Annotated in this window: 12 protein-coding genes and 1 tRNA gene; 8 read left to right on the forward strand and 5 right to left on the reverse strand. The window is 64.5% G+C overall.

Annotation, left to right across the window (positions count from 1 at the left end):
• Window positions 1-54: 54 nt before the first annotated feature.
• The 8 genes from ACOJSJ_RS12180 to ACOJSJ_RS12215 all read left to right on the forward strand — a co-directional run bounded on the left by ACOJSJ_RS12180 (window position 55) and on the right by ACOJSJ_RS12215 (window position 9,747).
• Window positions 55-2,178, forward strand: a complete 2,124-nt coding sequence (locus tag ACOJSJ_RS12180; RefSeq protein ID WP_420145252.1) for a malate synthase G — start codon at window positions 55-57, stop codon at window positions 2,176-2,178.
• A 149-nt stretch (window positions 2,179-2,327) separates the two neighbouring features.
• On the forward strand, window positions 2,328-2,954 hold the full coding sequence (locus ACOJSJ_RS12185) for a glutathione S-transferase family protein (protein ID WP_420145253.1): 627 nt from the start codon (window positions 2,328-2,330) through the stop codon (window positions 2,952-2,954).
• The gene (locus ACOJSJ_RS12190) at window positions 2,941-4,200 is read left to right on the forward strand and encodes a M24 family metallopeptidase (RefSeq protein ID WP_420145254.1); all 1,260 of its coding nucleotides are present in this window, start codon (window positions 2,941-2,943) and stop codon (window positions 4,198-4,200) included. Before ACOJSJ_RS12185 ends, ACOJSJ_RS12190 begins: the two co-directional genes overlap by 14 nt.
• Window positions 4,201-4,396: 196 nt before the next feature.
• The gene (gene alaS / locus ACOJSJ_RS12195) at window positions 4,397-7,051 is read left to right on the forward strand and encodes an alanine--tRNA ligase (RefSeq protein WP_420145255.1); all 2,655 of its coding nucleotides are present in this window, start codon (window positions 4,397-4,399) and stop codon (window positions 7,049-7,051) included.
• Window positions 7,052-7,074: 23 nt separating this feature from the next.
• Complete coding sequence (locus ACOJSJ_RS12200) at window positions 7,075-7,668, forward strand: nucleoside 2-deoxyribosyltransferase domain-containing protein (RefSeq protein WP_420145256.1); 594 nt, start codon at window positions 7,075-7,077, stop codon at window positions 7,666-7,668.
• Window positions 7,669-7,724: 56 nt separating this feature from the next.
• On the forward strand, window positions 7,725-8,240 hold the full coding sequence (locus ACOJSJ_RS12205; protein WP_420145257.1) for a hypothetical protein: 516 nt from the start codon (window positions 7,725-7,727) through the stop codon (window positions 8,238-8,240).
• Between the two features lie 40 nt (window positions 8,241-8,280).
• Window positions 8,281-8,787 (forward strand): DUF2306 domain-containing protein, encoded by a 507-nt coding sequence (locus ACOJSJ_RS12210; RefSeq protein WP_420145258.1) that lies wholly within the window; start codon window positions 8,281-8,283, stop codon window positions 8,785-8,787.
• A 21-nt stretch (window positions 8,788-8,808) separates the two neighbouring features.
• On the forward strand, window positions 8,809-9,747 hold the full coding sequence (locus tag ACOJSJ_RS12215; RefSeq protein ID WP_420145259.1) for a glutaminase: 939 nt from the start codon (window positions 8,809-8,811) through the stop codon (window positions 9,745-9,747).
• Window positions 9,748-10,062: 315 nt separating this feature from the next.
• Here the strand turns inward: ACOJSJ_RS12215 and ACOJSJ_RS12220 are convergent, their stop codons facing one another.
• The 5 genes from ACOJSJ_RS12220 to ACOJSJ_RS12240 all read right to left on the reverse strand — a co-directional run.
• Window positions 10,063-11,847, reverse strand: a complete 1,785-nt coding sequence (locus ACOJSJ_RS12220) for a cation:proton antiporter (protein ID WP_420145260.1) — start codon at window positions 11,845-11,847, stop codon at window positions 10,063-10,065.
• A gap of 461 nt (window positions 11,848-12,308) precedes the next feature.
• Window positions 12,309-12,394 (reverse strand) — tRNA-Leu (locus ACOJSJ_RS12225).
• Window positions 12,395-12,473: 79 nt separating this feature from the next.
• Window positions 12,474-12,764: an integration host factor subunit beta gene (locus ACOJSJ_RS12230; RefSeq protein WP_420145261.1), complete on the reverse strand. Its 291-nt coding sequence runs from the start codon at window positions 12,762-12,764 to the stop codon at window positions 12,474-12,476.
• Between the two features lie 277 nt (window positions 12,765-13,041).
• Window positions 13,042-14,748 carry a 30S ribosomal protein S1 gene (gene rpsA, locus ACOJSJ_RS12235; protein ID WP_420145262.1) on the reverse strand — a complete coding sequence of 569 codons (1,707 nt, stop codon included), beginning with the start codon at window positions 14,746-14,748 and terminating at the stop codon, window positions 13,042-13,044.
• A gap of 139 nt (window positions 14,749-14,887) precedes the next feature.
• On the reverse strand, window positions 14,888-15,327 hold a 440-nt coding region (locus tag ACOJSJ_RS12240), incomplete at its 5' end, for a (d)CMP kinase (protein ID WP_420145263.1).

Genomic DNA, 15,327 nt, shown 5'->3' on the forward strand with positions numbered 1-15,327 from the left:
AACGGCATAATGGAAAATCTTTATGATGGGCGCATCATAAAGGAGTGGACTGACATGACCGACCGCAGCATCGACGCAATGACGGACAGGGAAGGGCTTCAGGTCGCGAAACTGCTGGCCGACTTCATCGAGGATCGCGCCTTGCCCGGAACGGGCATCAGCGCCGACGCCTTCTGGGCGGGTACGGCGGACATCTTCGCTCGCTTCACGCCCGACAACGCCGCCCTGCTGCGCAAGCGCGACGCGCTTCAGACCCAGATCGACAGCTGGCATGAACAGCGCCGTGGCCAGCCGCATGATGCCGCCGCCTATCAGGCGTTCCTGCGCGACATCGGCTATCTGGTCCCCGAACCCGCGCCATTCACGATAGGCAGCGATCATGTCGATGACGAAGTCGCCCGCCTCGCCGGGCCGCAACTGGTCGTCCCGATCCTCAACGCCCGCTTCCTGCTGAACGCCGCCAATGCGCGCTGGGGCAGCCTGTACGACGCGCTCTACGGCACCGATGTGATCCCCGGCGCGGCGGCGGGGAAGGGCTATGACGCCGCCCGCGGCGCGCAGGTCATCGCCTGGGCCAAGGCATTTCTGGACGATGCGATCCCGCTCGCCAGCGGCAGCTGGGCCGATCTGACGAGCAGCGACATCGTGCTGGCCGACCCCTCACAATATATCGGCGCCAGCGAAAAGGGGCGCCTGTTCCGCCATAACGGCCTGCATATCGAAGTCGTCTTCGATCGCGATCACCCCATCGGCGCGACCGACCCGGCGGGCATATCCGACGTCATATTGGAATCCGCGCTGACGGCCATCTGCGATCTGGAGGACAGCGTCGCCGCGGTCGATGCAGCGGACAAGGTCGCCGCCTATGCCAACTGGCTGGGCCTGATGCAGGGTGACCTGACCGACACGTTCGAAAAGGGCGGGGCGATGACGACCCGCGCGCTCAATCCCGATCGCGCTTATGTCGCGCCGGATGGCAGCGCCTTCACCCTGCCGGGGCGCAGCCTGCTGTTCGTCCGCAATGTCGGCCATCTGATGACCAACCCGGCCATCCGTCTGGCGCAGGGTGAGGAAGCGCCCGAAGGCATATTGGACGGCATCGTCACCAGCCTGATCGCACTCCACGATCTGGCGAGGGACGGCGGCAACAGCCGCGCGGGCAGCGTCTACATCGTCAAGCCCAAGATGCACGGGCCGGAGGAAGCCGCCTTCACCAACCGCCTGTTCGACGCGATCGAGGATATGCTGGGCATGGCCCGCCATACGATAAAGGTTGGCGTCATGGATGAGGAACGGCGCACGTCCGCGAACCTTGCCGCCTGCATCCACGCCGTCCGCGACCGCATCGTCTTCATCAATACCGGTTTCCTCGACCGCACCGGGGACGAAATGCACACATCGATGCAGGCCGGTCCCATGATCCGCAAAGGCGAGATGAAGGCGAGCGACTGGATCACCGCCTATGAAGACCGCAATGTCCAGATCGGCCTTGCCTGCGGCCTGTCGGGCCGGGCGCAGATCGGCAAGGGCATGTGGGCCGCGCCGGACCGCATGGCCGACATGCTGGATCAAAAGTCGGGCCACCCCAGGAGCGGCGCCAACACCGCATGGGTGCCATCGCCCACCGCCGCGACGCTGCATGCGACCCATTATCACCGCATCGACGTCTTCGCCCGTCAGGCGGAACGCGCGGCCGAAGGGATCGCACCGCTCGAAAAGCTGCTGACCATTCCCGTCGCGGTCGGCCGTAATTTCTCGGAAGAGGAAATCGCGCAGGAACTGGACAATAATGCGCAGGGCATCCTTGGCTATGTCGTCCGCTGGGTCGATCAGGGCCTTGGCTGTTCCAAGGTGCCCGACATTCACGACATCGGCCTGATGGAGGATCGCGCCACGCTGCGCATTTCCTCTCAGCATATGGCCAACTGGCTGCTGCATGGCGTCTGCACCGCCGATCAGGTCGATGCCGCGCTGCGCCGCATGGCGGCCAAGGTCGACGCGCAGAATGCAGGCGATCCGCTCTATCAGCCGATGAGCGGCCGGGAAGAGGAAAGCCTCGCTTTTCAGGCCGCCCGCGCGCTGGTGTTCGAAGGGGTCGAACAGCCCAGCGGCTATACCGAACCCCTGCTCCACGCCTTTCGCGCGGAACAGAAGGCGCAGGTGCTGGAGGACGCATAACCCGGCAAAACCCGGTTCGCTTCGAGCCTGTCGAGAAGCGTGTGGCACGGCATTTACCGTTTCTCGACTGCGCTCGAACCGAACGGATGTTGTGACCTGTCCCATGCTGCGTTAGCCATCACGGCTTCGCAGCATGGAAAGGCCGCGCCATGACCGTCATCGTCCATCACCTCAATAACAGCCGCTCGCAACGCATCCTCTGGCTGCTGGAGGAACTGGGCGAACCCTATGACGTCCGCCGCTACGAACGGGATCGCAAAACGATGCGCGCGCCCGCGTCCCTGCGCGCCATCCACCCGCTCGGCCGATCCCCGGTGGTGGAGGTGGACGGTCATCGCCTGATCGAAACCGGCGCGATCATGGAATATCTGGTCGCCCGGTCCGGCCATCGCTTCGGCCCGCCCGCCGATGTGGCAGGGGCGATCCTCTATCGCCAGTTCCTCCATTATGCCGAAGGATCGATGATGCCGCCGCTGCTGGCGCTGCTGGTCGTGAACAAGCTCGGCCTGCTCGGCCGCCCGGCACGCCCTACGGTGCAGCGCATGCTGGACGACCATCTCGACTGGCTGGAAAGCGAACTGGCGCAGCGGCCCTATTTCGCGGGCGACGATTTCACCGCCGCCGACATGATGATGAGCTTCCCGCTGGAGGCGTCCCGCGCACGCGGCGGTCTTGACGAATCGCGCCCGAACCTTCTTCGCTGGCTCAAAGCCATGCATGCGCGGCCAGCCTATCAGGCGGCGCTCAACTCCGGGGGACATTATGCCTACGCCTGATCGCCGCACCCTGCTGCGCACCGCCGCCGCTGGCCTTGCCACGGCCGCCATCAGTCCGCGCCTCTTCGCGCAGGAGCGGGCGGGCGAAGCGCTCGCATCGCTGACTGGTCGGGTGCCCCCCATCGGCAAGGCCGAACGCGCCGACCGGCTCGCCCGTGCGCAGGCGATGATGCAGGCGCAGGGCATCGACGCGCTGCTGATCGAACCGGGCGCCAGCCTCATCTACTATAGCGGCATCCGCTGGCACCGCAGCGAACGGCTGACCGCGCTGGTCATCCCGGCCAGCGGCGCGCCTCTGGTCGTCTGCCCCTTTTTTGAAAAGCCCTCCATCGACGAGTCGCTTGCGATCCCTGCGGAGGTGCGCGTGTGGCAGGAACATGAAAGCCCCTATGCCCCGATCGCGGATTTCCTGAAGGCGAAGGGCCTTGCCAAAGGCCGCATCGGCATAGAGGAAACGGTGCGCTATTTCGCCGTGGACGGCATGAAGGCCGCGCTGCCCGCCGCGACCCTCGTCGAAGATTCCGTCACCCGCGCCATCCGCATGCGCAAGACCGCGGCCGAAATCGCCCTGATGCAGGTTGCGGCCGACGTCACCATGGCGGCCTATCGCTGGACCTGGCCTCAGGTGAAGGCAGGCATGACCCCGGCCGACATCGGCGCGTTGATGAGCGCGGCGACGAAGCACCTGGGTGGCAAGGTGGAATTCAACCTCATCCTGCTGGGCGAAGCGGCGGCCTATCCCCATGGCTCCGGCAAGCCGCAGGCGGTGAAGTCCGGCGAAGTCGTGCTGATGGATTGCGGCTGCACGGTGGAGGATTATCAATCCGACATCAGCCGCACCTTCGTATACGGCGCCACCCCCACCGTGCAGCAGCGCAAGGTGTGGAACGACGTATCGCAGGGGCAGAAAATCGCCTTTTCCGCCGCGAAACTCGGCGTGGCCGCCGGATCGGTCGATGATGCGGTGCGCGGCTATTATGAAAAACTGGGCTACGGCCCCGGCTATGCGCTGCCCGGCCTGTCCCACCGCACCGGCCATGGCATCGGGATGGAGGGGCATGAACCGGTCAACCTCGTCCATGGCGAAACGACGAAGCTGGACGTCGGCATGTGCTTTTCCAACGAACCGGGCCTGTACCTGCCCGGCACCATGGGCGTGCGCATGGAAGATTGCTTCCACATGACCGCGCAGGGACCGGCGTGGTTCTCCAGACCGCCCGTGTCGATCGAACAGCCCATCGGATAATCTGATACATCTCCTCCGTTCGGGCTGAAGCCTGTCGAAGCCCCTTTCTGTCCTTTCCTCCGTGGCGGCGGAGGAAGCAGAAAAGCCCTTCGACAGGCTCAGGGGGAACGGATCGACGGGACCGCAAAGCGCATCGGTGACATCACGACCAAATCCCCCGCTTGTGCGGCGGGCCGCTTCCCACTAAATCGCCCCCATGACCTCGACTAACGACATTCGCCGCTCTTTCCTCGACTATTTCGGGGCCAACGGCCACACCATCGTTCCGTCCGCGCCTCTGGTGCCGCACAACGACCCCACGCTGATGTTCGTGAATGCGGGCATGGTGCCGTTCAAGAATGTCTTCACGGGCCTGGAAACGCGCCCCTACAAGACCGCGACGTCGAGCCAGAAGTCGGTCCGCGCCGGTGGCAAGCATAACGACCTCGACAATGTCGGCTACACCGCGCGCCACCACACCTTCTTTGAAATGCTGGGCAATTTCAGCTTCGGCGATTATTTCAAGGAACAGGCGATCACCCATGCCTGGACCCTGCTGACCAAGGAATGGGGCATTCCGGCCGAAAAGCTGACCGCGACCGTCTACCACACGGACGATGAGGCGTTCGACCTGTGGAAGAAGATTGCGGGCCTGCCCGAACATAAGATCATCCGCATTCCGACCAAGGATAATTTCTGGGCGATGGGTGACAGCGGTCCCTGCGGCCCCTGCTCGGAAATCTTCTACGACCATGGCGACCATATCTGGGGCGGCCCTCCCGGCTCGCCGGAGGAAGATGGCGATCGCTTCGTCGAAATCTGGAACCTCGTCTTCATGCAATATGAGCAGGAAGCGAACGAGATCGTGTCGGAACTGCCCAAGCCCAGCATCGACACCGGCATGGGTCTGGAACGCATCGCCGCCGTGATGCAGGGCGTGACCGACAATTATGACACCGACACGTTCAAGGCGCTGATCGCCGAAAGCGGCGCATTGTCGAAGACCGCGACGACAGGCGAGCATAAGGCCAGCCACCGCGTCATCGCCGATCATCTCCGCTCCACCAGCTTCCTGATCGCGGACGGCGTGCTGCCCGCGAACGAAGGCCGCGGCTATGTGCTGCGTCGCATCATGCGCCGCGCCATGCGCCACGCCCACATCATCGGCGCGAAGGAACCGCTGATGTATCGTCTCGTCTCCAGCCTCGTCTCCGAAATGGGCGGCGCCTTCCCCGAACTGGTCCGCGCCCAGCCGCTGATCGAGGAAACCCTGCTGCGCGAAGAAACCCGTTTCCGCAGGACGCTGGAAAACGGCCTGCGCCTGCTGGACGAAGCGACCGTGGACCTGACCGAAGGCGGCACGCTGCCCGGCGAAACCGCGTTCAAGCTCTACGACACCTATGGCTTCCCCTATGACCTGACCGAAGACGCGCTGCGTTCGCGCGGCCTGACCGTCGATCGCGGCGGCTTCGACAGCGCCATGGCGGAACAGAAGGCCGCCGCCCGTGCCGCATGGAAGGGGTCGGGCGAAAAGGCGTCGGACGAAATCTGGTACGACATCGCCGAAAAGGTCGGGAATACCGAATTTATCGGCTACAGCTCGACGCAGGGCGAGGGCGAGGTTCTGGCCATCGTCAAGGACGGCGCGAATGTCGATGCGGCGACGGCTGGCGACACGGTCACCATCATCACCAACCAGACGCCCTTCTACGGCGAAAGCGGTGGTCAGATGGGCGATGCGGGCGTCATCTCCTCGCAGGGCGGCCTGTCCGCCAGGGTGCAGGATACATCCAAGCCTTTGGGCCGCCTGCACGCGCACAGCGCGCTGATCGAGGCGGGCAGCGTCAAGGTGGGCGACACGGTGCATCTGTCGGTCGACATCGACCGCCGCGACCGCGTGCGCGCCAACCACAGCGCCACCCACCTGCTGCACGCCGCCCTGCGCAAGGAACTGGGCGCGCATGTCACGCAGAAGGGCAGCCTCGTCGCGCCCGACCGTCTGCGGTTCGACTTCTCCCATCCCGAAGCGCTGACCCATAGGCAGATCGCCGCCATCGAAGCGGATGTGAATGCGCAGATCCGTCACAATGGCGACGTCACCACCCGCCTGATGACCCCGGACGATGCCATCGCGGCGGGCGCCATGGCGCTGTTCGGCGAAAAATATGGCGACGAAGTGCGCGTCCTGTCGATGGGGCTTGGCGATGAACATAGCTATTCGGTCGAACTGTGCGGCGGCACCCATGTCCGCGCGCTGGGCGACATCGCGCTGCTGAAAATCGTGTCGGAAAGCGCCGTGTCCTCCGGCGTCCGCCGTATCGAGGCGCTGACCGGCGAAGCCGCGCGCCTGTGGCTCACCGAACGCGATGACAAGCTGCGTCAAACCGCCGCCGCGCTCAAGACCACGCCCGAAGACGTGCCCGCCCGCATCGCCGCGCTGCTCGAACAGAGCCGCAAGCTGGAACGCGAACTGGCCGAAGCGAAGAAGGCGCTGGCCCTTGGCGGCGGCGGTTCCGCACAGGCGGCCGGCCCCGAACAGGTCGGCACTGTCAGCTTCCTGGGTCAGGTCATCGACGGCCTCGACCCCAAGGAACTGCGCGGCATCGTGGACGGCAATAAAAAGACATTGGGCAGCGGCGTGTCCGCCGTGCTGGCCGTGGTCGATGGCCGCGCCACCATTGCGGTCGGCGTGACCGACGACCTCACCGCCAGCTTCAGCGCCGTGGACCTCGTCCGCGCAGGCGTCGAAGCGCTGGGCGGCAAGGGCGGCGGCGGCCGTCCCGACATGGCGCAGGGCGGCGGCCCGGACGGTGACAAGGCGCAGGCCGCGATCGACGCGGTGAAGGCCGCGCTCGCCAGCGTACCCGCCTGACCGGATCGGGGCGGCGTCACACCATGACGCCGCCCATTTTCATGCTGCGCCTGTTCCTGACATCGCTGCTGCTGGCGACGCCCGTCGCTGCGCAGGCGGCTTCCGGTGGCGACGCGGTGACGATCACCTCGCCGCAGCCGCTCCCTGCCACCCATAATCGCGCTCGCCTGTTCCTGGGCGGCAGCATCGACATGGGCAGGGCGACCGACTGGCAAAGCGACATGATCGCCGCGCTGGCGGATCAGCGCGTCCTCCTCCTCAATCCCCGCCGTCCCGACTGGAACCCGGCGTGGAAACCCGAAGCCAGCGACCCGAACTTTCGCGGGCAGGTGGAATGGGAACTCGCCGCGCTCGACAGCGCGGACATCATCATCCTCTATTTCGCGCCGGGATCGCAAAGCCCGGTCAGCCTGCTCGAAATGGGCCTGCATGCCCGGTCGGGCAAACTCGTCATCTTCTGCCCGGACGGATATTGGCGAAAGGGCAATGTCGACATCACCGCGCAGCGTTACGGCGCGAAAATGGTGACGTCCTTCGAAGAATTGCATGCCGAAGTGCGCACGCGCATTGCCGACGCCAACCGGCGATTGGCCCCGCATGGCGGGATGGCGCGGTAGCATTATCTTAAAATCGGCAGGCTAATTCCATCTTCCGCTGAAAAGGGGGACCAGCCATGCTTTCGATGTTGCCGATCTTCGTACCGATGCTGATGGCTGCCGTTCCCACAGCGCCCCCGCCTGCGGCTCCCACGCCCGCACCGCGCATCACCAGCGTGCGGACGCCGCCGCCGGTGTTCAATCCGGTCCCCGACGCACAGGGGCCAGATCGTCAGCCACCGGTTCCGGTCAGGGTCAGCCTGTATCTGGGCAAGGTCACGCTGTGGAGCGGCACCCTGACCGTTGGCGCTGCGCCTGCGCGCCTGTCGCTCAACGAAGCGGCCGATCTCCCCGCCGACTGCGACCCGCCCGGCTATCGTTCCACCAATCGCGTGATAGAGGTGACGTTGAGCCGCCAGAATTTCCGAAATCAGGACGGTTTCGCCATCAACGCCCGCTACAGCCGACCGGGACAGGATGGCCTTTGCCCCGTCGGCACGCGACAGGTGTCGATCGAACAGATGCTCACCTTATCGTCGGGAAGCGTAACGATCGAAGGCGACGGCGGCTTCCGGGTCATATTGCAACGTTGACCTGACGGCGCTTGCCCGCCACGCTGGGGCAGGGGGCAACATGACCGATATCGCAATTTCATCATCCCGCGCGGCCGGGACCACTGCGGACCGATATGAACGCTTCCTCACGGTCGCGTCGATCATCCTGCTGGCTGCCGTCCTTCTCGCCATCGCGCGCGGCCATGGGCAATGGTCGCATGTCCATCCGATTATCTGGCTGCATCTGCTCACCATATTGGTGGCGCTGGCGCTGACCCCGGTCATCCTGTCGCGGCGGCGCGGGGATTTGCGCCATCGCTGGTTCGGCTGGATATGGAGCGCCGCGCTCATCCTGACCGCTCTCGACAGTTTCCTGCTCCGCGCGGCGGGCGGCGGGTTCAGCGTCATTCACCTCCTGTCGGTCTTCACCCTCATTCAGGTGCCGGTCATCGTCGTCAGCGCGCGGCGCCACAATGTGAAGCGGCATCGGCGGGCGGTGCGCGGCATGGTGACCGGCGCGCTGCTGATCGCGGGGTTCTTCACTTTTCCGTTCGACCGGCTGCTGGGCCATTGGCTGTTTTCCTGATGGCGGCGTAAAGGCAGCATCATGGACCTGACCCAATTGATCGACGACATCGTCACCGCCATGGCCGGGCAGGATGATCGCGGCACCGTCGCCAGCTATATCCCCGAACTGGCCAAGGTCGATCCGGCCCGTTTCGGCATCGCCATCGCCACGGCGGACGGACGGTTGCTGTCGGGCGGCGACGCCGATACCGGCTTTTCGATCCAGTCGATTTCGAAGGTTTTCGCCCTGACGCTCGCGTTGGGCAAGGTCGGCGACCAGCTATGGGGCCGGGTCGGGCGCGAACCGTCGGGCAACGCCTTCAACTCCATCACGCAGCTGGAACATGAACAGGGAATTCCGCGCAACCCCTTCATCAATGCCGGGGCGATCGTGGTGTCCGACATCAATCTGGGCGGACATCAGCCGCGCGTGGCGATCGGCGAAATGCTGCGCTTCGTGCGTTACCTGACCGGCGACGACGGCATCGCGATCAACGAAAGCGTCGCCGCGTCGGAAACCGCCACCGGTTATCGCAACATGGCGCTCGCCAACTATATGCGCGCGTTCGACAATGTGCGGCACCCGGTCGATCTGGTGCTGGGCAGCTATTTTCATCAATGCGCCATAGAGATGAGCTGTCGCCAGCTGGCGCTGGCCGGCCGCTATCTGATGCTCGACGGCCGCCATCCGGACGGGGGCAGGGTGGTGTCGCCCGGCCGTGCGCGCCGCATCAATGCGCTGATGCTCACCTGCGGCCATTATGACGCATCGGGCGACTTCGCCTTTCGCGTGGGCATTCCCGGCAAATCGGGCGTGGGTGGCGGCATCCTCGCCATCGTGCCGGGGCGTGCCTCCATCGCGGTCTGGTCGCCCGGCCTGAACGACAGCGGCAACAGCCAGCTTGGCACGCAGGCGCTGGAAATGCTGGCCCGCCGCACCGGATGGTCCGTCTTCAGCCCGCCGGAAGAGGGGGATTAGAGCATCCTGCGCAAAAACGGGAACCGGTTTTGCGCTTAAAATGATGCGACCGCAAAAGCCTGGAGCGCGCGACATGCGCCCCATTAACGCAGCGCGCTCCACAACCGACACGACTGGCTTGCGTCCGTTCGTTTCGAGCGCAGTCGAAAAACGCCGTCACGCCGCCAGCTGCAAGGCGGACGCCCAAAGCAAAATAAGATCACCTCAAAACCCGTTCGCCCTGCGCTTGTCGAACGGCCATACTTTGTCTCGACAGCGCAAGAAACTTTGGAGTTTCGACAGGTTTAGCCCGAACACTTCATATGTAAAGCGCGCTTAACCCACCTCATCCGGCCGCAATCGCCGCAGCTTCGGCGCGGTTTCCATCTGCGCCGCATCCTTGATCCCGACGCGCAGATCCTCGCGCGTCTGGTGGATTGACGCGATCACCGGTCCCATCGCCACGCCCAGGTCGACCAGCGCCGTTTCGGCGAGTTGCAGCGAGCTTTCCAGCGTTTCCGGCACTGCATCGCTTGCCCCCGCCTTGTATAGCTGCGCCGCATGGTCGGTGTCGCGCGCGCGGGCGATGATCGGCAGGTCGGGCACCCATCCGCGCACCCGCTTGGTCACCCGCACCGACAGCACCGGATCGTCCATCGTCAGGATGAGCGCGCGGGCATGGCCCAGACGCAGCCGATCCAGCATTTCCGCCCGCGCCACGTCGCCGAACAATATGGGATAGCCCAGCCTGCGCGCCTCCGCGCACACATCGGGGTCCGATTCGACGATGATGAAACGCTGCTTGTGGGTTTTGAGAAGGTCGCACACCATGCGCCCCACCCGGCCAAAGCCGATGATGACCGCGGCGGCCTCCACATGATCCTCGGTCGTTTCAACCGCTTCCTCGCCCAGCGCCATTTCCAGCCGCCGCGCGATGTCATGCCCGATTCGCGCCAGCAGCGGCGTGATGGTCAGGCCGATAGCGGTCACGATCTGCCAGAATGCGGCGGTGGACGGCAGGATCAGCTGCGCCGCCGCGGCCGCCGACAGCACGATCAGCGTCGTTTCCGACGGGCTGGACATCAGCACCCCGACCTCCAGCGCCACGCCCTTGCGCGCGCCGGAAAAATAGAGCAGCCCTGCCGTCACCAAAGTCTTGGCCAGCACCACGCCGACCACCGCCATCATCAGGCTGGGCCAGTTGGCCAGGATGACGCGGATGTCCAGGCTCATCCCCACGGTGATCAGGAACACGCCCAGCGCCAGCCCCTTGAACGGGGCGGTCATCACCTCGACTTCGCTATGATAATCGGTTTCCGCGATCAGCAGCCCCGCCAGCAACGCGCCGACGATGGGCGAAAGGCCCGCGATGGACGTGGCAAGGCTTGATATGATGACGACCAGCAAACTGGCCGCCAGAAACACTTCGGGGCTTTTCGTACGCGCCGCCTGACTGAACACATGGGGCAGGACGACGCGGCCCAGCACCAGCATGACGGCGATGGTGATACCGCCGCGCATCAGCGTATTGGCCATTTCGCCCCATGCCCCGTCCGGGCTGGCCGCGACGGATGGCGCAAGCGCGCCCAGCATGAAGATGATCGGGACCAGCGCCAGATCCTCGAACAGCAGCATGGAAAATGCCGCGCGCCCGACCGCGCTCTGCGTGCCGACCATGGGCAGCACGACGGCGGTGGACGACAGCGCCAGCGCCAGCCCCAGCCCGATCGCGCCCGCAGACGGCTGCCCCAACAGGTACAGCCCCGCCGCGATGATCAGCGCGCTGCCGATCAGTTCCGCCGCGCCCACACCGAACACCTGCGTGCGCATCGTCCATAATCGCCGGAAACTCAGTTCCAGCCCGATGGAAAAGAGGAGCAGAATGACGCCCAGTTCCGCAAATGGCTCTATCGCCTCGCGGTTGGAAATGGTGACATGGTACAGCCACGGATATTGGCCGACCAGCGACCCCAGACCCGCCGGGCCGACGGCCAGGCCGACCAGAATGAAACCGATGACCGGACTGATCCGGAACCGGGCAAACCCCGGAATGACGAGGCCTGCGGCCCCCAGGATGACGAGGGAGTCGCTAAAACTATTGGGATTGATGGCACCGGACATACATGCATCATTGCGGCAAGCGGTGGCAATTTCCAGCCTTTTGGTAGAAAAAAGCTGGAATGAGGCATTGCGTCGACTGTTATGGGCCTGTCGGCAAGGGGCGGGGTGACGTTCTTAACCATTCCAACAGCCCTCGAAGACCGATTCGGTTCAGGCAAGCTCCTCTTCACTTCATCGAAGAAGATGAATAGGTGAAATATCCGTCGCGCCGCTCGCTACTGCGCCATAAGCGTTCAAAAAGCCTGCCCTTGCGGCGAAAGGCTCAGGACAGCGGAGGACGATGCCCACACCGCATGCTCGCGCCAAATGGGCTTGGCGATCCAGAAGGCCATTCTTCTTCTTGGTGCTGGAGCGGCGCCGGAAGGACCACGATCGCAATACGCGCATTTGCCGGAATAGCCTGTCGGAGCACGGAAGCCCGGCAACGCCGAAGCGCGCCGGATAATCCAACATTCTCAATATGGTGCGGACGGCGGGATTTGAACCCGCAATTCCAGGGGAAGGCGGATTTTAAGTCCGCTGCGTCTACCGATTTCGCCACGTCCGCCCATTGAGCCGGCCAGCGGGCACGGGCCCGCGCGCCGCCTTCCCTGACGACTGGCGGGCCGTTGGTCAAGCGGTAGCTGTCAGGCTTCGCCCTTGACGTTCAGCCGCTCGCGCATTTCCTTGCCCGGTTTGAAATAGGGCACGCGCTTGGCGTCGACCGGCACCTGTTCGCCGGTGCGCGGATTGCGGCCGGTACGCGCGTCGCGCGCCCGCGTCGTGAACGCGCCGAAGCCGCGCAGTTCGACGCGGCCGCCGTTCGACAGGCGATCGACGATTTCACGAAAGAAAAGATCGACGATCTTCTCGACTTCCGGAAGGCTAAGCCCCGGATTCTCATCTGCCAGTTTCTGGATCAGTTCCGAACGGATCATTGGTACTCCAGCGCCCCTCTGCTGTGCCCCGTAAGTCAGCATATCGCGTCCTCAAGGCGTTGACAATCGGGCAACATAAAGATCGTTACGTTTCGGCAAAGACGATCCCGTCCGGATAAAGAAAAAGCCCGCCGAACACTGGTCCGGCGGGCTTTTCCATTTTGGGTGGCGAAAGAAGACCGAAGGCATTTTTGCCCCTCCGGGCCAATGCTCCGGCCTTTTCATGCCGCATTTTCGCCGGGGCTGACCATGACGGACAGCCCCGGTCCGAAAAGGCTCAGCCTTCGCTCTTGGCCTTCAGGGCTTCGCCCAGAATGTCGCCCAGCGACGCGCCGCTGTCGGACGAGCCATACTGTGCCACGGCCTGCTTTTCTTCGGCGATCTGCATCGCCTTGACCGAGAAGGTCGGCTTCTTGGCGCGGTCGAAACCGGTCACCATGGCGTCGAACTTCTGACCGATCTGGAAGCGTTCCGAACGCTGTTCGTCGCGGTCACGGCCCAGGTCGCTGCGCTTGATGAAGCCGGTGGCGCCATCTTCGCCAGCCTGGACTTCCAGGCCGCCGTCGCGGACTTCAAGCACGGTCACGGTGACGATCGCGTTCTTGTTCAGGCCAGCAGCAGCAGCGGTGGTGCCGCCAGCGGCCGGGCCGCCACGTTCCAGCTGCTTCATGCCAAGGCTGATGCGCTCCTTTTCGACGTCGATGTCGAGGACGATGGCCGAAACCGTTTCGCCCTTGCGGTGCAGCGCCAGCGCGTCTTCGCCCGAAATGCCCCATGCGATGTCCGACATGTGGACCATGCCGTCCACGTCGCCGTCCAGGCCGATGAACAGGCCGAATTCGGTCGCGTTCTTGACTTCGCCTTCGACGGTCGAGCCGATCGGGTGACGTTCTGCGAACGAATCCCACGGGTTCGACTGGGCCTGCTTGAGGCCGAGCGAAATGCGGCGCTTTTCGGGATCGACTTCCAGAACGATGACGTCGACTTCCTGGCTGGTCGAAACGATCTTGCCGGGGTGGACGTTCTTCTTGGTCCAGGACATTTCCGAAACGTGGACCAGACCTTCGATGCCGGCTTCCAGTTCGACGAACGCACCATATTCGGTGATGTTCGTGACGCGGCCCGACAGCTTGGCGCCGACCGGGTACTTGGCGCTGGCGCCTTCCCACGGATCGCTTTCCAGCTGCTTCATGCCGAGCGAGATGCGCTGCGTGTCGCGGTTGATGCGGATGATCTGCACGCGGACGGTGTCGCCGATGTTGATCATTTCGTTCGGATGGTTGATGCGCTTGTACGACAGGTCGGTGACGTGCAGCAGGCCATCGATGCCGCCCAGATCGACGAACGCACCATAATCGGTGATGTTCTTGACGACGCCTTCGATGATCTGACCTTCGGCCAGCGTCTGGATCAGGCCCGAACGCTGTTCAGCGCGGGTTTCTTCCAGAATGGCGCGACGCGACACGACGATGTTGCCGCGGCGGCGATCCATCTTCAGGATCTGGAAGGGCTGCGGAATGTCCATCAGGGGGGTGACGTCGCGAACCGGGCGAATGTCGACCTGCGAACCGGGCAGGAACGCCACGGCGCCGTCCAGGTCGACGGTGAAGCCACCCTTGACGCGGCCGAAGATGACGCCTTCGACGCGGGCGTTTTCGGTGAATTCCGATTCCAGCTTGTCCCAGGCGGCTTCGCGGCGGGCGCGGTCGCGCGACAGCATGGCTTCGCCAAGCGCGTTCTCGATACGCTCGACATAGACCTCGACGGTGTCGCCGACCTTGAGGGTCGACTCGCGCCCCTTGGCGCCGAATTCCTTGAGCGGGACGCGGCCTTCGACCTTCAGGCCGACGTCGATGATGGCCATGTCCTTTTCGATGGCGGTGACGCGGCCCTTGACGACCTGGCCCTCGCCCGAGTGTCCGTCGGAAAAGGACTCTTCGAGCAATGCGGAAAAGACATCGCGGGATGGATTTGCTGCAGACATATTTTCTCCTGGAGGCTCCGTCTTGGCGGAGCTGGCGCCGTGGTTAGCGTTGCGTTGGCCTGCCGGCGTTCCGGGCTTTCAAAGCCCTGGTGCCGCTGTCGCGGCAAGTTCGGCGCTATAAAATGCTGGCAGGCTGTTTTTAGTCCCGCGTGGCGAGGAAGTCGTCGATGACCGCGCGCGCCGCCTGGAACGCGGCTTCTATAGACATTTCCGTGGTGTCGAGCAAGTGCGCGTCGGCGGCGGGCCGGAGCGGCGAGTCCGAGCGGCCCATGTCGCGCTCGTCGCGGCGCACGATATCGGCGAGGATCTCGGCGAGATCGGCCTTGCCGCCGCGCGAAAGAATGTCGCGCAGGCGGCGCGCCGCGCGGACCTCGGCGCTTGCCGTCACGAACAGCTTCACGCCGGCGTCCGGGCACACGACAGTGCCGATGTCGCGGCCGTCGAGCACCGCGCCGCCCGGCCGCGCGGCGAAGGCGCGCTGCTTGTCGACGAGGATTTTCCTGACCGTCGGATAGACCGCGACGCGCGACGCGGCGTCGGCGACCTCGTGCGCCGACAGCGCCTCGCGGTCGAGATTGC

It is taken from the genome of Sphingobium sp., assembly GCF_048594625.1.
Taxonomy (GTDB): domain Bacteria; phylum Pseudomonadota; class Alphaproteobacteria; order Sphingomonadales; family Sphingomonadaceae; genus Sphingobium.

What these genes read in the sequence shown, in the direction of transcription:
- ACOJSJ_RS12180 (WP_420145252.1), top strand. Translation starts at nt 55, where the DNA reads ATGACCGACCGCAGCATCGACGCAATGACGGACAGGGAAGGGCTTCAG.
- ACOJSJ_RS12185 (WP_420145253.1), top strand. Translation starts at nt 2,328, where the DNA reads ATGACCGTCATCGTCCATCACCTCAATAACAGCCGCTCGCAACGCATC.
- ACOJSJ_RS12190 (WP_420145254.1), top strand. Translation starts at nt 2,941, where the DNA reads ATGCCTACGCCTGATCGCCGCACCCTGCTGCGCACCGCCGCCGCTGGC.
- alaS (WP_420145255.1), top strand. Translation starts at nt 4,397, where the DNA reads ATGACCTCGACTAACGACATTCGCCGCTCTTTCCTCGACTATTTCGGG.
- ACOJSJ_RS12200 (WP_420145256.1), top strand. Translation starts at nt 7,075, where the DNA reads ATGACGCCGCCCATTTTCATGCTGCGCCTGTTCCTGACATCGCTGCTG.
- ACOJSJ_RS12205 (WP_420145257.1), top strand. Translation starts at nt 7,725, where the DNA reads ATGCTTTCGATGTTGCCGATCTTCGTACCGATGCTGATGGCTGCCGTT.
- ACOJSJ_RS12210 (WP_420145258.1), top strand. Translation starts at nt 8,281, where the DNA reads ATGACCGATATCGCAATTTCATCATCCCGCGCGGCCGGGACCACTGCG.
- ACOJSJ_RS12215 (WP_420145259.1), top strand. Translation starts at nt 8,809, where the DNA reads ATGGACCTGACCCAATTGATCGACGACATCGTCACCGCCATGGCCGGG.
- ACOJSJ_RS12220 (WP_420145260.1), bottom strand. Translation starts at nt 11,847, where the DNA reads ATGTCCGGTGCCATCAATCCCAATAGTTTTAGCGACTCCCTCGTCATC.
- ACOJSJ_RS12230 (WP_420145261.1), bottom strand. Translation starts at nt 12,764, where the DNA reads ATGATCCGTTCGGAACTGATCCAGAAACTGGCAGATGAGAATCCGGGG.
- rpsA (WP_420145262.1), bottom strand. Translation starts at nt 14,748, where the DNA reads ATGTCTGCAGCAAATCCATCCCGCGATGTCTTTTCCGCATTGCTCGAA.